Origin of the sequence: Novosphingobium silvae (assembly GCF_009856825.1) — a bacterium.
GTDB lineage: Bacteria > Pseudomonadota > Alphaproteobacteria > Sphingomonadales > Sphingomonadaceae > Novosphingobium > Novosphingobium silvae.
On record NZ_WVTD01000027.1, the window covers coordinates 1 to 20,662 of the forward strand.

Below are 20,662 nucleotides of genomic sequence, written 5' to 3' on the forward strand. Positions count from 1 at the left end.
AAAACGCGCTGATCTTCGCCCTCGTCGGCCAAGTCGCAGCCGAAGCCGGCGTGCTGCTGATCATCATGTCTGCGGGGCCGGGCTGAGCGCCGTCCCGAAAAATCGACTTCGGCAGCGGGCTGCTAAGGGCCGGAGCGGCCTCGGCGTCCTCCTGCGCGGCGGCCTTGGCCTTTTCCGCGCCTTTGGCGATGCCGCCCTCGGCCGGTTTGAAGGCGGCGACGAAAGCCTCGATCTCCTCGTCGGAGTGATCGCCCTCGTCGAACACCGCCAGCAGCGCGCCCACGGGTTCCGCCTCGCTGCCACCGCCAACCACGATGCGGCGCACGGTGGCGTCGTATTCGGCCTCGACCTCGTTGGTAATCTTGGCGGTCTCAATCAGGCACAGCGTCTGGCCGCGCTTGAAAGGCTCGCCCTCCTTCACCATCCAGTCGGCGATGGTGCCCTCGGTCATCTCGATGCCCCACTTGGGCATGGTGAATGCGCGGATGCGGCTCATGTCAGCGCTCCCCTCACCGGTATTCGAGCGTCTTGCGCACGGCGGCGGCGATCTTCGCCGGGCTCGGCAGGTAGGCGCTCTCGAGCTCGCGGGCGAAAGGCACCGGAGTGTGCGGCGGCGTCACCATCTCGATCGGCGCCTTCAGGCTGGCGAAGGCCTTCTGCGCGATGAGCGAGGAAATGTCCGTCGCCAGCGAGCAGCGCGGCGGCGCCTCGTCCACCACGACGGCGCGGCCCGTCACTTCCACCGAATCGAGGATCGCCTCCTCGTCGAGCGGGGAGGTCGTGCGAAGGTCGATCACGTCGCAGCCGATGCCGTCCTGCGCAAGGTCGTCGGCGGCGGTCTCGGCGTAGCTCACCATCATGCCGCTGGCGACGATCGTCGCATCCTGCCCCGCACGGGCAAGGCGGGCGTGGCCGAAGGGGATGCAGAAGTCCGGATCGTCCGGCACCTCGCCGCTGGTGCCGTAGAGGAACTTGTGCTCGAGGAAGACCACCGGGTCGTCGTCGCGAATGGCCTGGCGCAGCAGGCCACAGGCGTCCTCGGGCGTCGCGGGCATGACCACCTTGATGCCGGGCATGTTGGTGACGAACTGGCTGATCATCTGGCTGTGCTGCGCGGCGGCGTTGTAGCCCGCGCCGCAGGGCATGCGGATCACCGCCGGACAGATCGACTTGCCGCCGAACATGTAGCGGAACTTGGCGATCTGGTTCCACAGCTGGTCCATGCACACGCCGATGAAGTCGGCGAACATGATCTCCGCCACCGGTCGCTTGCCCGCGAGCGCAAGCCCGCCCGCCGCGCCCATAATAGCGCTTTCGCTGATCGGCGTGTCGATCACCCGGTCGGGCCCGAAGGCGTCATAAAGGCCGGTGGAGGTGGACCAGATGCCGCCGATGGCCTCGGGCCCGCCGGCAGTGCCCATGCCGCCCACCACGTCCTCGCCCAGCACGACGACGCGTTCGTCGCGCTGCATCTCCTGGAAGATCGTGTTGCGGATGGCGTCGCGATACATCATCTTTGCCATGTTTCTCGCTCCTGCCGTCAGTAGCTGATGTAGACGTTGTCGAGGACGTTCTCGGGGGCGGGACGCGCCGCCGCGCGCGACGCCTGAACGGCATCCTCGATGGCCTGAAGCGCGTCCGCGTCGATCCGGTCGAGATCGGCGTCCTCCAGCAGGGCCGCGCCGGTCACGCTTTTGCGGAAGATCTTCAGGCAGTCGCGCTCGGCACGCAGCCGGTCCAGTTCGCCGTCCCCGCGATAGCGCTGGGGATCGCCTTCGAAGTGACCGAAGAAGCGCTCGGTGTCGAACTCGACCGCCGCCGGGCCGTTGCCGGGGGTGCGCACATATTCCAGCACTTCGCGGAACGTGTCGTGGACGGCGAAGAAGTCCGTCCCGTCCGCGCGCCAGACCTTCATGCCGAACGCCTCCGCGCGGCTGGCGATGTCCTGCCGGGTGCCCACGGCATAATCGACGCCGGTGTGCTCGGAGTAGTGGTTGTTCTCGAAGACGAAGATCGCGGGCGCCTTCGTCACGACGGCAAGGTTCATCGCCTCGAAGGTGGTGCCCTGGTTGCAGGCGCCGTCGCCCGAGAAGGCGATGGAGACGGCAAGGTTGCCTTTCTCGTCGGGCCCGTCGATCTTGTTCGACAGCGCCGCGCCCACCGCGATCGGCGCACCCGCGCCGACGATGCCGTTCGCGCCCAGCATGCCCTTGTCGATGTCGGCGATGTGCATCGAGCCACCCTTGCCGTTGCAAAGGCCCTCCTGGCTGCCCCAGATCTCCTTCATCATCCCGTCCACGTCGCAGCCCTTGGCAAGGCAGTGGCCGTGGCCGCGGTGGGTGGAGACGATCTTGTCCCGCTCCGTCAGATGCTCGCACACGCCGACGGCAACGGCTTCCTGCCCGCAGTAGAGGTGCGTGAAGCCTGCGATCTCGCCGGTCTGGATCTCCTCGTGAAGCCGTTCCTCGAATTCGCGGATCAGCTTCATCTGGCGATAGGCGCGGGTCAGGGCCTCGCGGTTCAGCTGCATCAGGAGTTCCTCTCATTGTGGAAGCGGCAAACCGCTTCGCTTGTCTTCGTTGTACGCGATGCGCGCGCCGCCGCCATCACAGGCCGAGCACCGATTTCGCGATGATCGTGCTCTGCACTTCGTTGGTGCCGCCGAAGATCGTCCAGGCCCGGCTGTTGAGATAGCGCGCCGAGGCGACCTGCGCGGCCTTGGAATGGATGCCCGGCGGCGCGTTGTCGCCATAGAGCGGGCGCGTCGTCTCCAGCTGGAGACCGGCCGGGCCGTAGAGGTCCACCGCCAGAAGATCGATCTCCTGCCGCAGGTTCGAGGCGAGCAGCTTGGTCAGCGAGGTCTGCGGGCCCGGCTTGCGACCCCGGGCGATCTCGGAGACGATGCGCAGCTCGATCATGTCGAGCGCGTTCACCGAGAGGCGCGCGCCCGCGACGCGGCGGCGCCAGTCCACGTCGTCGCACAGCGCGCCTCCCCGGCCGTCGCTTTCCTCTCTCGCGGCCGCCTCGATCTGGTCGAGGTCGTAGGCGAGCTTGGGCGCGTGGCACGATCCGCCGCGCTCGTTCTCGAGCAGGAACTTGGCGATGGTCCACCCCTCGCCCTCTGCCCCGACGAGGTTCCCGGCCGGCACCTTCACGTCCTCCAGGAACACCTGGTTGACCTCGTGGTCGCCGGCATTGGTGAGGATCGGCCGGACGGAAACGCCGGGGCTGGCAAGGTCGATCAGCAGGAACGAGATGCCGGCCTGCTTCTTCACCTCGGTATTGGTGCGCACCAGCGTGAACATGCGGTTGGCGTGGTGCGCATGGGTGGTCCAGATCTTCGAGCCGGTGACCACGTAATGGTCACCCTGCAGGATCGCACGCGTCTTGAGGCTGGCAAGGTCGGAGCCCGCGCCGGGCTCTGAGAAGCCCTGGCACCAGTAATCCTCGCCGGAAAGGATGCGCGGCAGGACCTGCGCCTTCTGCGCCTCGGTCCCGAAGGTCCAGATCACCGGCGCCAGCAGCTTGAGGCCCAGCACGGTCAGGTTGGGCGCACCGGCGGCCGCACACTCCTTCTCGAAGAGATAGCGGCGCAGCGGCGTCCAGCCGGTGCCGCCATGCTCGGCGGGCCACTGGTAGCCGAGCCAGCCCTTCTCGTTCAGCACCGCGTTCCACGCCTGGCCGATGTCCGGCTCCACGAAGACCGACGGGGTAGCCGCCGCGCCTGCCCGCACCTCGTGCGGAAGGTTCTGGCGCAGGAAATCGCGCACCTCCTCGCGGAAGGCCTGATCCTCGGGGGAAAGTTCGATATCCATTCGCTTCAGCGTTCCAGAATGGTGACGGCGGAGACGCCTGGCGCACCGTAGACGTGGCTGTAGGCTGTCTTCGGCCCACTCGATCCATGAGACGATCCACGGCCCTGGACCTGACGGCCCCCGCCGTCTCCGCGCAGTTGCACGACGTTTTCATAAACCTGGCGCAGGCCCGATGCGCCGATCGGCTCCCCGCAGGCGAGGCATCCGCCATCGGTGTTGACCGGCAGCGCGCCGCCAATTTCGGTGCGCCCCTCGGCGAGCCACTGCTCCTGTTCGCCATCCGCGCAGAAGCCGTTCTCGGCCATGTGCATGATCTCGGCCCCGGCCTCGGTATCCTGAAGCTGCGCCACCTCGATGTCGCCCGGCCCGATTCCTGCAAGGCGGAAGGCATCGGCCGAAGCGATGCGCGAGGCAGTGCCGCGCGGCGCGCTGTCATCCTCCACCACGTCGATCGAGGGCGCGAAGACCTCGAAGCTGTGGGGCGGGCGCGTGCGCATGGTCGCGGCCTTGAGGCGGATCAGCGGCTTGCCCAGTTCGCGCGCCTTCTTCTCGCTGGCAAGGACAAGCGCGACACCGCCCTCGGCGGGCGAGCAGAACATGTATTTGGTATAAGGATCGCTCACCAGCGGCGCTTCGAGGATTTCCTCGAGAGAGACCGGCTGGCGGCGCCAGGCATGGGGCGCGTGGACGGCATTGCGGAATGCCTTTTCGGCCACCCGCCCCAGCGTCTGCTGGGAGATTCCGAACATCTGCATGTAGCGCATGATCTTGGCCGCGAAGAACTGCGTGGTGACCATCTGGCCGACCTCGCCGTACCAGTCGGGCAGGTTGTATTCGCTCGGCAGCGCGTTGAAGGCGCCGCGCGGGTGCTTGTCGAAGCCCACCGCGATGCCAAGGTCGAACTCGCCGGACTTGATCGCCATCTGTCCCGAGAACAGCGCCGAGCCCCCCGCCGCGCACCCGTTCCTCACGTTGATGAACTGGACGCCGGTGAGACCGAGCCGGTCGACCATGGTGTCGGGATTGCCGGCTGCGTCGGACGCTCCGTAGGCGAACTGGACCTGCGGCCACTCAACCCCGGCATCGGCCAGCGCCTGCCGGACCGCGAACACGCCCTGGTCCAGCCCGGAAAGGCCGTCGGTGCGCCCGAAGGGATGGATGCCGATGCCCACGATGCACACGTCGCTCATGCCGGAACTCCTGCAGCTGCGAAGGCGGGGATCAGGACGCTCTCGGGATCGTCAGGATGGAGCGGCGCGGGAGCGAACCGCACCGGCATTCCGATCCTCGCGTCATCCAAGCCGACGCCATGCAGCGGCGCTTCCACGATCACTTCTCCGGGCAGTTCCACATAGGCGACGATCCATGGCCGGAACGCCTCGGGGCCCGCATAAGGCGGGGACTTGGGGCGATAGCGCTGGACGGTATAGGACCACAGCGTCCCCTCCCGCGACAGTGCCACGGGTTCGTAGGCGGCGGACGGCGGGCAGGGAAAGACGATGCGGCCGGTTTCCCGGTCCCTGCCGCCGATCAGCCGAGGCTCGGCCTCGTCGGTGAACAGTCCTTCGGCTATCGCTCGCATCTCGCTCCCATCCGGCATTCCAGCCCATCCGGCTTTCGAGGGTCCGGTCATGGGAACGGTTTAAGCCTGCCCGCGCCCCCTTTGTGACTCACCAAAACGCTAGGGTAGTCATTGCACTAGTTCGTGCGACCTCTCGGGGCGGGAGAGACGAACGATGTCGAAGCAATGGGACTACATCATCGTCGGCGCGGGCTCGGCGGGCTGCGTCATGGCGGAGCGGCTGAGCGCGGACGGCACCTCGCAGGTGCTGGTGCTGGAGGCCGGCGGCGAGAACGACAGCTTCTGGGTGACGCTGCCCAAGGGCGTGGCCAAGCTGGTCAAGCGCCCGGAACACATGTGGGCCTACCACGTCGCCCAGCCGCGCGACCCCGGCGCCAACGATCCGGGCGCGGGCGAGGTGTGGATCAGGGGCAAGGGCCTTGGCGGCTCCTCTTCGATCAACGGCATGATCTGGAGCCGGGGCGAACCTGCCGATTACGACGCCTGGGAGCGCGAGGCGGGCGCCACCGGCTGGAACGGCGCGAGCATGACGCAGGCCTTCCTCGAACTGGAGGACCACAAGGCCGGTCCTTCGGCCATGCGTGGCAGCGGCGGGCTGGTGCGCGTCGATCCCGCCTGTTTCAAGTACCCGCTGGCCGAGCGCATGATCGAGGCGGGCGAAGCGCAAGGGCTGCGCCGGGTGGACGACCTCAACGCCGTCTCCGGGCCGCGCGTGGGGTACTACAGCCACAATATCCGCAACGGCCGGCGCGATTCGTCCGCCCGCACCTATCTCGCCGCGGCGCGCAAGCGGCCCAACGTCACCGTCCTGACCGGCGCCATGGCAGAGCGCATCGTCTTTGATGGCACCCGCGCGGTCGGCATCGACGTCACCGTCGACGGGCGCCCTCTGCGGCTGGACTGCAAGGGCGAGATCGTGGTCAGCGCGGGCGCGATGGAGAGCCCGCTCCTGCTCCAGCGCTCCGGCATTGGCGACCGCGACAGGCTTGCGGCGGCGGGCATCCCCCTCGTCGCGCACTCACCCGACGTCGGCGAGCGGATGATCGAGCATCTCTCGCTCTCGATGCCGTTCCGGCTGGACCGGGGCAAGGGCACCAACCGCAGCTTTTTCGGCATCGGCGCGGCGCTGGCCATGCTGCGCTACCTGCTGCGCGGCGACGGTGTGCTGGCGACGGGCCCGTTCGAGATCGGCGCCTTCGACAACGTCGCGCATCCCGACGGGCGCACCGACGCGCAGTTCTATCTGGGCGGCTACACTTTCAAGGTCGGCGACGACAAGGACCCCGTCCCGCTCGACAAGATCGATCCTCTGCCCGGCGTCACCATCTACGGCCAGCTCCTGCGCCTCACCAGCGAGAGCAGCGTGCGCGCGAGCGGCCCCGACGCGGCCGACGCGCCGCAGATCCTGCACAACTTCCTTTCCACCGAGCACGACCGCCGCTCCGCCGTGGCGCTGGTGCGCGCCATGCGGGCCTATGTGCGGTCGGGGCCGCTCGCGGACATGGTGGGCGAGGAACTGGTGCCCGGCGCTCAGGTGGAGAGCGACGAGGACGTGCTCGCCATGTTCCGCCGCCTGTCCAGCTGCGGGCTCCACGCCATCCGCTCGTGCCGGATGGGCGGCGACCGCGACGCGGTGGTCGATCCCCGGCTGAGAGTGAACGGCGTGCAGGGCCTGCGCGTGGCGGACTGTTCGGTCATGCCCTGGCACGTGACCGGCAACACGAACGCGCCTGCCATGGCCGTGGGCCTCAGGGGCGCGAAGCTGATGCTGGAGGACCGCGCCGCCCGGGCCTGAGCACGTCTGTTACAGGCCCAAAAGCGGGCGCGCGGCGTTTCAGTTCTGCAGCGAAATATAGCCCAGCTGCGCCGCCTTGAAGACGGTCTGGCTGCGGTTCACCGCGTTGAGCTTGGTCGCCGCGTTGTGGATGTGGAAACGCACGGTCGCCCGGCTGCGCGACATGATCATGCTGATCTCGAGGTCGGTCTTGCCGATGGCGGCCCAGCGCAGGCACTCCACTTCCCGCTTCGAGAGGCGCGATTCCGGCGGCAGCGCCTGGGTGGAGCCCATCACCTGCACGTAGGTTGCAATGAACGTACGGGCATAGAGCCCAAGCGCGTCCGACAGGCGGGCGAACTCCTCGGTGAGGTCGGTCTTGTCGCGGTCGAGCGGGTTGAAGCTGACCGCGCCGATCTGGCCGAAGGGCAGGTGCACCGGCACGCCGATGGCGGCGCGGGTCATGGCGCGGGTTTCGAAGTTGCCGATGTCGATCGAGGCGAGATAGGCGTTGGGCTCGCGCGTGCGGAACCCTTCTGCATTGGCCCAGAACGGCAGGCTCTCGAACCGGCAGGCGGTGGTCAGCGGCGAATCGAGCGCGATGCGCGAATTGCGCCACCACACCCGGTCGTCGTCGCCCCAGCCGAAGACTTCCGTCGCCAGCATGTTGCCATCGGCGTCCACGGGCGTGCGCTTGTCGGCGATGTCGTGGGCAGGCGCGGCACGCATGCCGTGTTCCATCGCAATGCGGTGGAGCGCCTCGGCGGCCGGGCGGATGCCTTCGGGCGACGTCACCCGGACGGCGTCGATCTTTTCCTGGGACAGCAGTTGCATGGGATCCTCTCCTCGTCCTCTTAGCCCGGCGGAACTGGCGGCACAATCGCTTGAAGCGCCCAAAACCTGCGTTTTCATGACTAGCCTTTTGCCCAGCGGAAACGCTCCGGCCGCCGGTGGTAGGAAGGCGGGAAGTCCCGGAAGGGCCTGGCGGGAGTGGAACGTGAATTTCGACCTCAGCGAAGACGAGGAAATGCTGAAAGCCCTGACCGAGCGGTTCGTCAGCGACCATTACGACCACGACAGCCGCCGCGCCTTCCTGGCAGAGCCGGGCGGGTTCTCGAGCACCAACTGGCAGCTCCTGGGCGAACTGGGCCTGATCGCCGCGCCTTTCGCCGAGGAGCAGGGCGGCCTCGGCCTCGACGCCACCGGCATCGCCACCGTCTTCGAGGCGCTGGGCCGCGGCCTCGTGGTGGAACCGCTGGCGGAAGCGGTGATGATGGCCGGCCGCCTCTTCGCGGCGACCGCGCCCGAGCCGCTGCAGGCACGATGGCTGGATGCCCTTCTTACCGGCGAAAAGCGCCTCGCCCTCGCCCATGCCGAAGCGCAGGCACGCGGCGGACCGGTGTGGGTGGAGGCCCGTGCCGTTCAGGACGGCGATGGCTGGCGCCTGTCGGGCACCAAGCCCTATTGCGCCTCGGGCAGCGGAGCGGACGGCTACGTCGTCTCGGCGCGCCTGTCCGGCGCGCCGCAGGACGAGGCGGGCGTCGGCCTGTTCCTTGTGCCCGCAGGCGCGCGGGGCCTTTTCACCACCGACTGGACCATGGCCGATGGCAGCGTCGCCACGTCGCTGGAACTTGACCGCGTGCCCGTGCCAGCGGACCACAGGCTGACCGACGATGGCATAGCCGCGATCTCGGAAGTCTCCCACCTCGCCGCCCTCGCCCGCAGCGCCGAGGCGCTCGGCATTATGGAGCGGCTCTTCGCCGACACGATCGACTACCTGCGCACCCGCGACCAGTTCGGCGCCGCGATCGGCTCGTTCCAGGCCGTGCAGCATCGCATGGTCGCACAATACGCCGTGATCGAGCAGAGCCGCGCGCTGCTGAACCTCGCGCTGGTATCATGGGGAAGCGAGGACTTCGCGAAGGCCGTGCTCGGCGCCCGCGCGTTCATCGCCGGTGCCTCGGTGGAGCTTGGGCACGAGATGATCCAGTTCCACGGCGGCATGGGCGTGACCGATGAACTGGCCATCGGCGGCGGGCACAAGCGCCTGCTCGTCCTTTCCCGCTGGCCCGAGGGGCCGCAGGCCGCGCTCGACCGCTATGCGGGGCTGCTGAACTGAGTTTGCACATCCACCACCTGACGAAAGGGGCGGCCGCGCCTGCGCAGCCGCCCCTCTTTTTCGTCACGGCCATGGAACGGTGCCGGTAATCTTCGAGAAGACGCGCGGCGCCTACTCCGGCCCTGTCGAGGGAACACGCGCCTTCAGCCACCCGATCCCGCGCCGCAGGAGATCGTGAAACACCGGCAGGTCCCATGCGCAGCGGTCCACCGTGGGCCACCAGTCGAGCATGGGCTGGAGGTCGTAATGGCCCCGGCAATGCCCCAGCGTGTTGTAGAGCACGGCGCCCCGCCCATGATCCTTGAGGTACATGACCGGGTGCGTGCCGGGCGCGTCGGCCGCCTCGACGAAGCCGGTGCCGGGCCCGGTGCACTCCGTCTCGAGCAGGACGTGCAGATCGCCGTGGGTTTCGAGGTGATAGAGCTCGTCGGTGGTCTCGAACGGCTCGATGCCCCGCACCAGCGGGTGCGAGGGGTCGGCCACCGTCACCGTGTAGGGCGCGATCGGGGGGTGCGAGATGAACTGCGAGCCCAGCATGTCCATGAACAGCGGCGCCCAGCGCGGCGCGTCCCACAGCCCGGCGTCGGGCCCTTCCGACAGGAGCCGCAGGACCGAATTGGTGCCGTGCAGCGCATACCAGCGCCCCCCTGCCGCCAGCCAGTCGCGCAGCACCTCCTGCGCCGCCAGCGAAGGGGTGACGTCGCAGGTATAGGTGACGAGGATGTCGGCCTGCCGCAGCGCGTCGAGGTTCTCGTAGTCCTCGAACACGCGGGTGCGCACGGCGGGATCCTCGGCCAGCAGCTTGAGCAGCTCCAGCCGCGCGAAATCCATGTCGTGCCACACCCCGCCGCAGACGAGGACGCAGTCGATGCGCGGGGGATGCCCGCCTTCGCTCTCGCTCATGCCTGGGCGGCCCCGCCCCGCTCGCCGTCGATGTACTTCATCAGCGTGTCCTGGAACTGGCGGATGCGGATTTCCTGGTAGTTGCCGAGATTGACCTTGCCCGTCTTCGAGGCGTGGAGCCCCTGCTGGACGAAGGGCAGGTTGTCCATGTCCTGCTCGAACACGTCGCCGAGAATGCCCAGTTCGGGCGCCTCGGTCCACTTCTGGTCCAGCCGCAGCATCCGAAGCGGAGCGCCGCGCGGAATCGGCTGCCCCTTGGGAATGCGGGCCAGCACGCGCACTTCCATGATGCAGGTGTCCGGCGTCTTCCCCGGCAGCCAGTTGTAGACGATGTTCGGCATGAACCCGCCCCAGGGCGCGAAGTTCGGGAACACGTTGTAGACGAGCGCGTCGAGCAGTTCGGCATCGGTCGCGTCGGAATGGTCGTAGCCAGTGCTTTCGGTATAGGCCTGGCGCATGGCCGCCCCGAGCGCGGCGCGTGCGGTGACGCCCTCGGGCACCTGGATCGCCATGGGGTTGGCCGAAGCCTCACCCTCGTAGTTGTCGCCAGAGCGGCCGTTGTACTTGATGAACTCGTCGACGATCCATTGCTCGCCCTGCCCGGCCTGGCCGTTGGCGACGATGTGCGGGCTCATCACGCCGAACGGCACGAGATTCACGTTCACGTTGTCGCCCCAGGTCCAGTAGGCGGCGTTGGAGTCGCCGGTGAACGGCAGCAGCTGGGGATGGGTGACGATGGTGTGCCAGGCCTCCATGAAGGCCTCCATCACCACTTTCCAGTTCGCGGGCACTTCCTTGGCGACGCGCATGACGCTAGCGCATTCCTCGTGGCGCCAGCGCTTGAAGTGCTCGGGCAGCGGGGCGAGGAACTCCTCCAGGCTCGGCCCGCCCTTCTCCTCGCGCAGGAAGACATAGCCCGCCCAGCGGCCGACCTCGGCCTCGGGAAGGTCGAGGCCCTCCTTCTGCAGGTGCGGGAAATCCCACTGGCAGGGCATCGAGTGGAAACTGCCGTCCTTGTTCCAGGCGAAGCCGTGGAAGGGGCACACGAACTTGTCGGCAACGCCTTCCTCCGTCCGCAGCTTGCGGCCGCGATGGAGGCATACGTTGTGCATCGCGCGGATCGAGCCGTCGTCCTGCCGGCTGACGAGGAACGAGCGCCCGGCGTTCTCGTAGACGATGTAGTCGCCCGGCTCCGGCAGGTCTTCCTCGCGGGCGACGAACTGCCACACGTGAGGCCACATGCGCTCGCGCTCGAGCCTGGCGAATTCCTCGCTGATGTAGCGTTCAGCGGGGATCGGGTCGGAGCCGCGATAGGTATAGCTCTCCTGCGTCAGGATCGCGGGGGCTTCGCGCGAATCCTGCGCCATGAGCTCGGCCCAGCTGATGCCTTCGCTGCGGTCCTCGCCCAGTTTCATGGCCAGTTCGGGGTCACGGTCAGCCATCGGTGTTCACTCTCCCAAGCACAGTTACCCTGTTTGGGACCATGTCTGGACGTTCCGGCACTCCAAGTCACCTTGCTCAAGTCATAGGTTGCCGCGGCGCGCGGATCGGTCATGTTCGCCGCAAAGCAGATGGGAGAATGCGGTGAAGCGGCTTGAAGGCAAGGTGGCGCTCGTCACCGGGGGCACCTCGGGTATCGGTGCCGGCACGGTCGAGCGCCTTTGCGCGGAAGGTGCGCAGGTGATCTTTACCGGCTCCAACCGCGCTGCCGCCGAGACGGTCTGCGCCGCCACCGGAGCCGAGTTCATCCCCCACGACGTGACCGACGCGGGTGCATGGGACGCCCTGATGTCCGGCATCCTCGCACGCCGTGGCCGCCTCGACCTCGCCTTCGCGAACGCCGGCACCGAAAGCGGCGACGCCAGCATCGAGGACATCACGATCGAGGGCTGGGACAAGGTGATCGGCGTCAACCTCACCGGCGCGATGCTCACCGTGCAGCACGCGATGCGCGCCATGGCCCGCAATCCCGAAGGGGCGACAGGCTCCATCGTGGTCAATTCCTCGATGAACGCGCACCGGGCGATGGGCAACTTCGTGGCGTACTCGGTCTCGAAGGCGGCAGTCGTCGCGCTGGTGAAGTCGGCGGCGGTCCACGCGGGCAACCGGAAGTACCGCATCCGCGTCAACGCCGTGCTGCCGGGCGTGGTGGAAACGGCGATGATCTCGGGCCTGATCGAGAAGTCCGCCGATCCAGCCGCCACGCGCGCCGCCTACGAGGGCCTTTCTCCCATGGGTCGCATGGCCTCGGTGGAGGAAGTGGCCGGCATGGTGGCATGGCTGGCGAGCGACGAGGCGCGGTTCTGCTCGGGAAGCGAATTCACGATGGACGGCGCGTCCACTGCAGGGATGAACGGCGTATGATCGAGGATTTCGGCTCCCAGCGCCTCAAGGGCCGCGTCGCGCTCGTCTCGGGCGGGCTTCGCGGCATCGGTCTCGCCTGCGTGGAACGGTTCCTGGCCGAGGGCGCCGAGGTGGTGCTGACCGACCTGTCCTCGCCCGAAGATGCGGCCGATGTCCTGGCCCGCCTGGGGCAGGCGGCCAGCTACGTGCAGGCCGATGTCACGAGCGAGGAGGACTGGAGCAAGGTGCTCGCCGCCGTGACCGAGCGGCATGGGCGGCTGCACGTTCTCGTCAACAACGCGGGCATCGATCTCACCGGCCCGGTCGCCACCACCTCGCTGGAAGGCTGGCGGCGGATCATGGCGATCAACGTCGACGGCGTGTTCCTTGGCACGCGCACTTTCGTCCCGCTGCTGGCGCAGAGCGGAGGCGAGGTGAAAGGCGGCGCCTCGATCGTCAACGTCTCGTCGATCATGGGCCTTGTCGGCATGAGCGAGGTGTCGGGCTACAACGCCAGCAAGGGCGCGGTGCGCCTGTTCACCAAGTCCATCGCGCTGGAGTTCGCCGAAAAGAAGATGCCCATCCGCGCCAACTCGCTGCACCCCGGCTTCGTGGTGACGCCGCTGCTGCAGGAAGGCTTTCAGCGCTGGGTGGACAAGGGCGTTGCCGCAAAGGCGCAGGACCTTGTCGACCTCATGTCGAGCAGGACGCCGATCGGGCGCCTCGCCGAGCCGTCCGAGCTGGCGGGCGCGGTGTTCTTCCTCGCCTCCTCGGACAGTTCCTATGTGACCGGCGCGGAGCTGGTGGTCGACGGCGGGTGGACCGCGCAGTGACCGCGAGCCCGATCACGCCTCTTGAAAACGGAGAGTTCCCACGATGACCATCGCCCTTCCCGACGTCGTCGCCGTCGTCACCGGTGCAGCCGGCGGCATCGGCCGTGAAATCGTCAAGGCCATGAAGGCCGCGGGCGCCATCGTGGTCGCTACCGACCTGCGCGAGGATGCCGAAGTGGAAGGCGCGGACCATTACCTGCGCCACGACGTCACCAACGAGGCCGACTGGCGGGCGGTGGAAAGCCTCGTGCGCGAGAAGTACGGCCGGCTCGACGCGCTGGTGAACAACGCCGGCTTCTCCATCGTCACCCGCTTCGAGGACACCACGTTGACCGAGTTCCACAAGGTGAACGCGGTGAACGTCGATTCCGCGATCATCGGCACGCAGGTGCTGCTCGACCTTCTGAAGGAGGGCGGCAAGGCGCGCCCCTCCGGCGCATCGGTCATCAACTTCTCCAGCGTGGGCGGGCTCAGGGGCGCGGCGTTCAATTCGGCTTACTGCGTCAGCAAGGCGGCGATCATGATGCTGAGCAAGTGCCTTGGCGCCGAGTTCGCGGCGCTCAAGTACAACATTCGCGTCAACTCGGTGCACCCCGGCGGGATCGAGACGCCGATGCTCGGCTCGATCATGGACCGCTACGTGGCGCTGGGCGCTTCCCCCTCGCGCGAGGCTTCGGTGGCGGCGATGAACGTCACGCACCCCATTGGCCGCCTCGGCAGGCCGGAGGAAATGGCGGGCGGCGTCGTCTTCCTCGCCAGCAGCGCATCCAGCTTCATGACCTGCGACGAACTGGTGATGGACGGAGGGTTCACGCAGGTCTGAGTTCAACCGGGCCCGCACGAAGATGCCGGCCTGTCGGGAGAGAGAAGATGGCAAATGACGCTTACGATCTCGTCGTGCTCGGCTCGGGCGCGGCGGGGCTGACGGCCGCGCTCACGGCGGCCGAGCATGGAGCGAAAGTCCTCGTCATCGAAAAGGGCGAGAAGCTTGGCGGCACCTCGGCCTGGTCGGGCGGCCAGATCTGGATCCCGTGCAACCCGCATCAGAAGGAATACGGCAAGGAGGACAGCCGCGAAAAGGCGCTGACCTATCTGGCATCGATGTCCAACGGGCTGATCGAGCCGGACATGGCCGAAGCCTATATTGATGGCGGCATCGAGATGGTCTCCTTCCTCGAGGAGCGCACGCCCGTCCAGTTCATGGTCGTGCCGCACTTCCCCGACTACCATCCCGAGCAGCCCGGCGCGGCCAGCCGCGGCGGCCGCACTCTCGAATGCGCGGTCTACCCTTATGGTGAACTGGGCGAGTGGGGCGAGAGGGTGGAAGTGTCGCCCTATTACTGGCCGCACGTCCACTTCACCGTCGGCGAGACCTCGCTCGCGCAGGCGGTGCCCGATCCGCTGCCTCCCGAGGAAGCCCGGCGCCGCGCCGAGAACGACGAGCGCGGCCTTGGCCATGCCCTCGTCGGCCGGCTCCTGCGCGGCTGCCTCGACAGGGGAGTGGAGTTCCTGCTGGGCACCGGCGGCAGGGACCTGGTGATCGAGGACGGCGCGGTCACCGGCGTCACGCTCGACGACGGGCGCTCGGTGGGCGCGGGCAACGTGGTGCTGGCGACCGGCGGCTTCGAGCACAACGAGGCGTTCAAGGCCGCTTTCCTGCGCGGCCCCCTCACCTCGCCGGTCTCGATCAGGACCAATACGGGCGATGGCCTGCGCATGGCGATGAAGGCCGGTGCGATGCTCTCCTCGATGCGCGAGGCGTGGTGGATGCCGGTCGTCGAGGCGCCGCTCAACCCGATGGGCCGCATGCTTTTCACCGGGGAGCGCACCCTGCCCGGCACGATCATGGTCAACCGCACGGGCAGGCGCTTCACCAACGAGGCCGCCAACTACAACGCCTTCGGCGCCGCGTTCCACGTGCAGGACCTCAATTCCTGCTCCTGGGCGAACCTGCCGGCATGGTGCCTGTTCAACCAGGCCTTCTACGACAAGTGGGGCTTCCTCGACACGCAGCTCATCGGGGTGGGCGATGGCGAGCACCGCAAGGAGCCCGCGGAATGGATCGCGCGGGGGAACACGCTCGATGAGCTTGGCGGCAAACTCGGCATCCCGGAAGGCGCGCTCGAGGAGACGGTGAGCCGCTGGAACGCGATGGTCGAGAACGGCAGGGACGAGGACTTCGGCCGGGGCGAGAGCTACTACGACCTCTACTGGGGCGATCCCGCGCACAAGGGGAAGAAGGAGGCCACGCTCGGCAAGCTGGAGGGCGGCCCCTGGTACGCCGCCGAGGTCAAGTCCGGCGCGCTCGGCACCAAGGGCGGCCCCAAGACCGATACGCTCGGCCGCGTCCTCGACGTGGACGGAGCGCCGATCGGCGGGCTCTATGCGGCAGGCAACGCGATGGGCTCGATGATGGGGATGACCTATGGCGGCGGCGGCGGCACGCTGGGCCCCGGGATGGTGTTCGGCTACCTTGCCGGGCGTCACGCGGCGCAGCGCAATGCGGGTGCGCACAACGTGGCGGAGGCTGCGGCGTGAGCGCGCCCCGGCCTCTTCCCGGCGTGATCGGCGTCCACCACATCGGCGTTTCGGTGCCCGATCTCGCCAAGGCGCGCGAGTTCTACATCGACATCCTGGGCGCGGTGGAGGAAGTCGCGCCGATGGAATGGGCCGACAACCCCTTCATCGACGCGATCGTCGGGCTGGAAGGCAGCGCCGCGCGGCAGTTCTTCTGCCGCCTCGGCAATGTCCAGATCGAGGCGTTCCAGTACGATGCCCCCGCGCAGCCCCCGCAGGACCCGCGCCGGGGCGTCAACCGCTATGGCTACACGCATATCGCGCTGCAGGTGGAGGACGTCGCCGCCGTGCACGAGCGCATCGTCGCGGCGGGACTGCCGGTGCATGCCCCGCCCGCGCTGGAGGCCATCACCGTCGATGCCGAGGGGGTAAAGCACGGCTACACCGGAACCTACTGCCGCGACTTCTTCGGCAACGTGTTCGAGATCCTGGAAATCCGGAAGACGCCGCAGATCCTGCCGATCTGATCGCGGCGCGCGACGCGCGGCATCGGCGAGGCGAGCCGCGCACCGGGCGGATGACGGGCCGGCCGAACCAGCGTCGGTTGTGGCCATCGCATGCGGTGCTACCATGGGCTGCATGATGATGACCTTACGGACGGAGTAAGCCATTTCATGATCAGCACTCGCCGCCTCGCACATGCCACGGCCCGATCGGCATGGCTCGCGCTGATCGCACCCGCCGCAGTCCTGGCGCAGGACATCGGCCCTGCCCTCGATCCCGGCGTGATGGTCGGATGGGCGGGGGGAGAAGCCGCGCGCTACGACAATGAACGGCGGTCCGGCGCGGCTGCCGATGCCGCGCGGCGCACGCTGGATGCCCGGGCGCTGGCACCGCATCTGCTATCCGCTACGCCCGTTGGAGCGAAAAGCCTCGCTTCCCTGACCTATCGTCCATCGGCTGCGGTACGCCGGCAGAACTTCGCACATTTCGTGCGCGCATCGCGCGAAGTGGATCCCACCGGTGCCGCCAGCCTCGAGCGCTTCCTCGGCACGAACGATGTCATGGGCCTCGCCGACCAGTGGATGAAGCCTTACGGCATGGCCACGAACAATGTCGCCGACGCCGTCAGCGTCTATCTCACTTCGGCATGGCTCGCCACGAGGGGCTCCGCCGAGGACCCGGAACCGGCACTGATGCGCGGCGTGCGCGACCAGATCGCCGCGGCTGTCGGAGCAACACCCGCGATTGCCGAGGCGAGCGATGCACAGAAGCAGGAACTGGCCGAGGCGATGATCGTGCAGGCCATTCTGGTCTCGCAGTATGTCGAGGCCGCGCAGGGCGATCCGGCGCTGATGCGGCAGGTGCAGGACGCTGCGGCGACCGGTGCGAAGGCCAGCTTCGACATCGACCTGCGCACGCTGGATCTTTCACCAAGAGGCCTGCGCGCGCAGTAGCCGCAGCCTTTCCGGGGGCGCGGGGCCATGCAGCCGCCGCGCCCTGCGGGATCACATCGCGGTAACGCCCCCGTCCACCACGAACTCGCAGCCGGTGATGTAGTTCGCCTCGTCGCTCGCCAGGAACAGGTTCATGTTGGCGATGTCGAGCGGCGCGCCCATGCGCTGCATCGGGATGCCGCCCACGATCTGCTTGAACCCTTCCGGATTGTCCGAGCGTGCGACGTCCTGCATCGCGGTCTCGATCATGCCGGGGTGGACCGAGTTGCAGCGGATCTGGTCGGCCGCGCATTCCAGCGCCACCACTTTCGAGAACTGGCGCACGCCGGCCTTGGCCGCGCCATAGGCTCCGCACATCGTCACGCCGACCAGCCCTGCGATGGACGAGAGGTTCACGATCGAGCCTCCCTCGCCCACCTTGCGCATCAGCGCGACGGCACGCTGGGTTCCGTAGAACACGCTGTCGAGGTTGACCCTGTTCTGCCGCTCCCAGTCGGCTGCGGTCAACTGCTCCAGCGGCTTGAGGATGGCGATGCCCGCGTTGTTCACCAGCACGTCGAGCCGGCCGTGCCCCTGCTCGATCGCGGCGAAAAGCGCGTCCCACGATGTCTCGCTCGTCACGTCCTGCGCATGGGCCTCGGCCTGCCCGCCGCTCTCGCGGATCGTCGCGGCGACGCTTTCGGCTCCGGCAAGGTCGAGGTCCGTCACATAGACGAAGGCGCCTTCCTCGGCGAAGCGCCTTGCCGTTGCAGCGCCGAGCCCGCGCGCGTTGCCGGCGCCCGTCACCAGCGCGATCCTGCCTTCGAGACGGCCCATTCCTTATACTCCTTCGTCGAAGAAAAGCGGATGCGCGGGAGCACCCGAAGGTCCCCCGCGCACCCCTGCAAGGGCCGGACGAACCGGCCGGGGGTTCAGTACTTGACGCCCAGCGTCACGCCGTAGGTGCGCGGCTCGCGCCCGGTGCCGAAGCCGAAGAGGCCGCCCACGGTGAAGCCATGCGTGGTGCCCCTGTCGTCCAGCAGGTTGCGTCCGAACACGGTCACGTGCGCCTCGGTGCCGGCAAGATCGAAGCGGGTGGTGAGGCTGGCGTCGAGCAGGTTCTGCTCGTCCGTGCGCACGCGCGGATCGTTGCCGGTGACGATGGCCGGGCCATCGGTGGTATCGCCCGAGAGGCCCGCGATGGAGATCTGCTGGTCGTAGCGCCCGATGTAGCGGTAGCCCAGGTTGCCCACGACTTCGCCGAAACTGGTCGGCACCGAATAGGTCGCGTTCAGCGAGGCGGTCATGTCCGGGTTGTAGATGAGGTCGTTGCCCGAGAAATCGAACGGGATCACCGCGCCCGTCACCGGCGAGATACCGCCCACGACGAAGCCCTTGAACTTGGAGTCGAGCAGGCCGAGCGCGCCGCTGATCGTCAGGCCGGTCGCCGGGCGCAGGGTGAAGTCGGCCTCGATGCCCTTGATCGTCGCCGAACCGACGTTGGTGGTCACCGTCTCGTTCTGCGTGGCGCAGACGGCGCAGAACAGGTTCGTGTTCTGCTGGAGATCGTTGTACTTCGAGACGAAGCCCGCAAGGTTCACCTGCAGCATGCCGCCCATCATGTCGAACTTGCCGCCGATCTCGTAGCTGTCGACCGTTTCGGGGCCATAGGCCTGACTGGCGCTTGCGGGCGATCCGGCGCGCGGAGAGAAGCCTCCCGAGCGATAGCCGCGCGACCACGAGGCATAGACCATGACATCGTCGTTGGGGCGGTAGTCGACGCCGATCTTGGGCGTGAACTTCTTGAAGGTGTCCGACCCCTCGCCGATCTGCACGCCGCCGAAGGCGTTGCTGAGCGACTTCTTGTCGCGCGTGAAGCGTCCGCCGAACGACAGGCGGAACTTGTCGGCGAAAGCCCAGTTGAAGTCGCCGAAGATCGCGACCGAGCGGGTCTTGCCTTCCACGTGCTGGGGATTGTCGTCATACTCGCGCGGATCGACACCGGGGCTGAACGCCGTGACGCGGGTCCACTGGTCCAGGTCGTAGTTCGAGCTGAAGTAATATGCGCCCACCACGTAGTCGAAGCTGGGCCCGAAGTCCCCGGCCGCCCGCAGTTCCTGGCTGAACTGCTCGTAGTTCTGCTGCCGGTAGACATAGTAGAGGTCGGTCTCGCTGGCGTCGAAGTCCTGCGTCTGCCATTCGTCCGATTTGCGGTATCCGGTGACGGAGGTCAGCTTCACCTTGCCCACGTCCAGGTTCATCTCGAGCGTGGCGGACGGCGCGCTGTAGTTGCCCGCGTTGGGCTCGCCGAAGACGGTGTAGATGTCGTCGGTGGTGTTGCGGTTGCACTGCTCGGCAGGGGCGAGCGCGCAGAAGGCGTCGCCCGAATTGGTGAGGACGCCCAGCACGGGATCGAAGTCCTGCACCTGCTTCTCGACCGTCAGCAGCGCCTCGAAAGTGTCGCTCGGCGTCACCAGCAGGCTGGCGCCGAAGTTCTCGTTGTTGGCGCCGCCGCGCCGGCGTCCGTCCTGCGCCTGGCGATACCAGCCGTCGGTTTCGTTGTGGAAGTAGAAGCCCTTGAGCGCGATCATGTCGCCCAGCGGCACGTTGACGACCGCGCGCGTGGCCAGCGTGTCGAACCGGCCGTACGAGACTTCCGCCTTCACGCCCCATTCGCCGGTCGGACGGGTGCGGCGGATGTTGACGACGCCGCCGATGGTGTTGCGGCCGAACAAGGTGCCCTGCGGCCCGCGCAGCACCTCGATCTGCTCGATGTCGAAGAAGTCGAAGTACTGGCCGGTACTGGTGCCGATGAACACGCCGTCGACGACGACGCCCACGGTCGGCTCGGCGGATTTCTCGACGTCGGCATACGTCAGGCCGCGAATGGACAGGTTCGCCGCCGCCGCGCCCGAGGACTGGTTGGTGATGATGAGGTTGGGCGCGGTGCCCATGAGGTCGCCGATGTTCAGCGCGTTCTTGTCCTCGATCATCGCGGCGTTCACCGCCGTGATGGCGACGGGCGTCTCCTGCAGCGTCTCGGAACGACGACGGGCGGAAACGATGATCTCGTTGGGATCGATGGAGGCGGACGTGGCGGAAGCGGTTTCCGCCCGCGCGGGCACGGGAGCGGGAGCGCTCGCGGCGTCCTGCGCCATCGCGGGAGCGGCGATCCAGGTGAGCGATGTCGTCGAGAGCGCGAGTTTGACGAGCGTGTGCGGCCACGCTCCGCGAACAAATGCGGATGCCATCAGTCAGTCCTCCCATGCGACCTTTACTTTGCAGGTCGTCATTTCGCGGACCACTATGCATCGGTTTCCGAAAGCGCCTACCTGTCGAT

General features: G+C 67.7%; 19 protein-coding genes. 8 read left to right on the forward strand and 11 right to left on the reverse strand.

Going from position 1 to position 20,662, the window contains the following annotated elements:
• The 6 genes from GR702_RS20080 to GR702_RS20105 all read right to left on the reverse strand — a co-directional run.
• Positions 1 to 496, reverse strand: a 496-nt coding sequence (locus tag GR702_RS20080) for a biotin/lipoyl-containing protein (RefSeq protein ID WP_337192654.1), incomplete at its 3' end; no start/stop codon positions are given.
• 13 nt (positions 497 to 509) lie between these two features.
• Entirely contained in the window at positions 510 to 1,523 is a 1,014-nt protein-coding gene (locus GR702_RS20085; RefSeq protein WP_160987341.1) for an alpha-ketoacid dehydrogenase subunit beta, read from the reverse strand.
• Between the two features lie 17 nt (positions 1,524 to 1,540).
• Complete coding sequence (locus GR702_RS20090; RefSeq protein ID WP_160987342.1) at positions 1,541 to 2,530, reverse strand: thiamine pyrophosphate-dependent dehydrogenase E1 component subunit alpha; 990 nt, start codon at positions 2,528 to 2,530, stop codon at positions 1,541 to 1,543.
• A 76-nt stretch (positions 2,531 to 2,606) separates the two neighbouring features.
• The gene (locus tag GR702_RS20095) at positions 2,607 to 3,815 is read right to left on the reverse strand and encodes an acyl-CoA dehydrogenase family protein (RefSeq protein WP_160987343.1); all 1,209 of its coding nucleotides are present in this window, start codon (positions 3,813 to 3,815) and stop codon (positions 2,607 to 2,609) included.
• A gap of 5 nt (positions 3,816 to 3,820) precedes the next feature.
• On the reverse strand, positions 3,821 to 5,005 hold the full coding sequence (locus GR702_RS20100) for a thiolase family protein (RefSeq protein ID WP_160987344.1): 1,185 nt from the start codon (positions 5,003 to 5,005) through the stop codon (positions 3,821 to 3,823).
• Positions 5,002 to 5,397, reverse strand: a complete 396-nt coding sequence (locus GR702_RS20105) for a Zn-ribbon domain-containing OB-fold protein (RefSeq protein ID WP_160987368.1) — start codon at positions 5,395 to 5,397, stop codon at positions 5,002 to 5,004. Before GR702_RS20105 ends, GR702_RS20100 begins: the two co-directional genes overlap by 4 nt.
• Positions 5,398 to 5,551: 154 nt before the next feature.
• On the opposite strand from GR702_RS20105, the gene GR702_RS20110 reads away from it, so the two are divergent.
• The gene (locus tag GR702_RS20110; RefSeq protein WP_160987345.1) at positions 5,552 to 7,192 is read left to right on the forward strand and encodes a GMC family oxidoreductase; all 1,641 of its coding nucleotides are present in this window, start codon (positions 5,552 to 5,554) and stop codon (positions 7,190 to 7,192) included.
• A gap of 39 nt (positions 7,193 to 7,231) precedes the next feature.
• Here the strand turns inward: GR702_RS20110 and GR702_RS20115 are convergent, their stop codons facing one another.
• Positions 7,232 to 8,005 carry a helix-turn-helix transcriptional regulator gene (locus GR702_RS20115; RefSeq protein WP_160987346.1) on the reverse strand — a complete coding sequence of 258 codons (774 nt, stop codon included), beginning with the start codon at positions 8,003 to 8,005 and terminating at the stop codon, positions 7,232 to 7,234.
• Positions 8,006 to 8,168: 163 nt separating this feature from the next.
• On the opposite strand from GR702_RS20115, the gene GR702_RS20120 reads away from it, so the two are divergent.
• A complete protein-coding gene (locus tag GR702_RS20120; protein ID WP_160987347.1) occupies positions 8,169 to 9,290 on the forward strand; it encodes an acyl-CoA dehydrogenase family protein in 1,122 nt (373 codons plus the stop codon).
• A gap of 111 nt (positions 9,291 to 9,401) precedes the next feature.
• Here GR702_RS20120 and GR702_RS20125 read toward each other — a convergent pair whose 3' ends face one another.
• Positions 9,402 to 10,193, reverse strand: coding sequence for a ThuA domain-containing protein (locus GR702_RS20125; RefSeq protein ID WP_160987348.1), 792 nt, complete (start codon positions 10,191 to 10,193; stop codon positions 9,402 to 9,404).
• Entirely contained in the window at positions 10,190 to 11,635 is a 1,446-nt protein-coding gene (locus GR702_RS20130; RefSeq protein ID WP_160987349.1) for an aromatic ring-hydroxylating oxygenase subunit alpha, read from the reverse strand. The genes GR702_RS20125 and GR702_RS20130 overlap by 4 nt, the downstream gene beginning before the upstream one ends.
• A gap of 142 nt (positions 11,636 to 11,777) precedes the next feature.
• Between GR702_RS20130 and GR702_RS20135 the strand changes: the two genes are divergently transcribed.
• From GR702_RS20135 to GR702_RS20160, 6 genes are all read left to right on the forward strand, one after another.
• Positions 11,778 to 12,557 carry an SDR family oxidoreductase gene (locus tag GR702_RS20135; RefSeq protein WP_160987350.1) on the forward strand — a complete coding sequence of 260 codons (780 nt, stop codon included), beginning with the start codon at positions 11,778 to 11,780 and terminating at the stop codon, positions 12,555 to 12,557.
• Positions 12,554 to 13,369, forward strand: coding sequence for a glucose 1-dehydrogenase (locus tag GR702_RS20140; RefSeq protein ID WP_160987351.1), 816 nt, complete (start codon positions 12,554 to 12,556; stop codon positions 13,367 to 13,369). Before GR702_RS20135 ends, GR702_RS20140 begins: the two co-directional genes overlap by 4 nt.
• 43 nt (positions 13,370 to 13,412) lie before the next feature.
• Positions 13,413 to 14,192 carry an SDR family NAD(P)-dependent oxidoreductase gene (locus GR702_RS20145; protein ID WP_160987352.1) on the forward strand — a complete coding sequence of 260 codons (780 nt, stop codon included), beginning with the start codon at positions 13,413 to 13,415 and terminating at the stop codon, positions 14,190 to 14,192.
• A 47-nt stretch (positions 14,193 to 14,239) separates the two neighbouring features.
• Entirely contained in the window at positions 14,240 to 15,907 is a 1,668-nt protein-coding gene (locus GR702_RS20150) for an FAD-dependent oxidoreductase (protein ID WP_160987353.1), read from the forward strand.
• The gene (locus tag GR702_RS20155) at positions 15,904 to 16,413 is read left to right on the forward strand and encodes a VOC family protein (protein WP_160987354.1); all 510 of its coding nucleotides are present in this window, start codon (positions 15,904 to 15,906) and stop codon (positions 16,411 to 16,413) included. The genes GR702_RS20150 and GR702_RS20155 overlap by 4 nt, the downstream gene beginning before the upstream one ends.
• A gap of 147 nt (positions 16,414 to 16,560) precedes the next feature.
• Positions 16,561 to 17,343, forward strand: coding sequence for a DUF6683 family protein (locus tag GR702_RS20160; RefSeq protein ID WP_160987355.1), 783 nt, complete (start codon positions 16,561 to 16,563; stop codon positions 17,341 to 17,343).
• Positions 17,344 to 17,394: 51 nt separating this feature from the next.
• Here GR702_RS20160 and GR702_RS20165 read toward each other — a convergent pair whose 3' ends face one another.
• Positions 17,395 to 18,159 carry an SDR family NAD(P)-dependent oxidoreductase gene (locus tag GR702_RS20165; RefSeq protein WP_160987356.1) on the reverse strand — a complete coding sequence of 255 codons (765 nt, stop codon included), beginning with the start codon at positions 18,157 to 18,159 and terminating at the stop codon, positions 17,395 to 17,397.
• A gap of 95 nt (positions 18,160 to 18,254) precedes the next feature.
• A complete protein-coding gene (locus tag GR702_RS20170) occupies positions 18,255 to 20,573 on the reverse strand; it encodes a TonB-dependent receptor (RefSeq protein WP_160987357.1) in 2,319 nt (772 codons plus the stop codon).
• Positions 20,574 to 20,662: the final 89 nt, after the last annotated feature.

Excerpts from the sequence above, each read along its gene's own strand:
- GR702_RS20125 (WP_160987348.1), bottom strand. The coding sequence starts at position 10,193 with ATGAGCGAGAGCGAAGGCGGGCATCCCCCGCGCATCGACTGCGTCCTC.
- GR702_RS20130 (WP_160987349.1), bottom strand. The coding sequence starts at position 11,635 with ATGGCTGACCGTGACCCCGAACTGGCCATGAAACTGGGCGAGGACCGC.
- GR702_RS20145 (WP_160987352.1), top strand. The coding sequence starts at position 13,413 with ATGACCATCGCCCTTCCCGACGTCGTCGCCGTCGTCACCGGTGCAGCC.
- GR702_RS20110 (WP_160987345.1), top strand. The coding sequence starts at position 5,552 with ATGTCGAAGCAATGGGACTACATCATCGTCGGCGCGGGCTCGGCGGGC.
- GR702_RS20160 (WP_160987355.1), top strand. The coding sequence starts at position 16,561 with ATGATCAGCACTCGCCGCCTCGCACATGCCACGGCCCGATCGGCATGG.
- GR702_RS20090 (WP_160987342.1), bottom strand. The coding sequence starts at position 2,530 with ATGCAGCTGAACCGCGAGGCCCTGACCCGCGCCTATCGCCAGATGAAG.
- GR702_RS20085 (WP_160987341.1), bottom strand. The coding sequence starts at position 1,523 with ATGGCAAAGATGATGTATCGCGACGCCATCCGCAACACGATCTTCCAG.
- GR702_RS20095 (WP_160987343.1), bottom strand. The coding sequence starts at position 3,815 with ATGGATATCGAACTTTCCCCCGAGGATCAGGCCTTCCGCGAGGAGGTG.
- GR702_RS20150 (WP_160987353.1), top strand. The coding sequence starts at position 14,240 with ATGGCAAATGACGCTTACGATCTCGTCGTGCTCGGCTCGGGCGCGGCG.
- GR702_RS20105 (WP_160987368.1), bottom strand. The coding sequence starts at position 5,397 with ATGCGAGCGATAGCCGAAGGACTGTTCACCGACGAGGCCGAGCCTCGG.
- GR702_RS20165 (WP_160987356.1), bottom strand. The coding sequence starts at position 18,159 with ATGGGCCGTCTCGAAGGCAGGATCGCGCTGGTGACGGGCGCCGGCAAC.
- GR702_RS20115 (WP_160987346.1), bottom strand. The coding sequence starts at position 8,005 with ATGCAACTGCTGTCCCAGGAAAAGATCGACGCCGTCCGGGTGACGTCG.
- GR702_RS20170 (WP_160987357.1), bottom strand. The coding sequence starts at position 20,573 with ATGGCATCCGCATTTGTTCGCGGAGCGTGGCCGCACACGCTCGTCAAA.
- GR702_RS20140 (WP_160987351.1), top strand. The coding sequence starts at position 12,554 with ATGATCGAGGATTTCGGCTCCCAGCGCCTCAAGGGCCGCGTCGCGCTC.
- GR702_RS20100 (WP_160987344.1), bottom strand. The coding sequence starts at position 5,005 with ATGAGCGACGTGTGCATCGTGGGCATCGGCATCCATCCCTTCGGGCGC.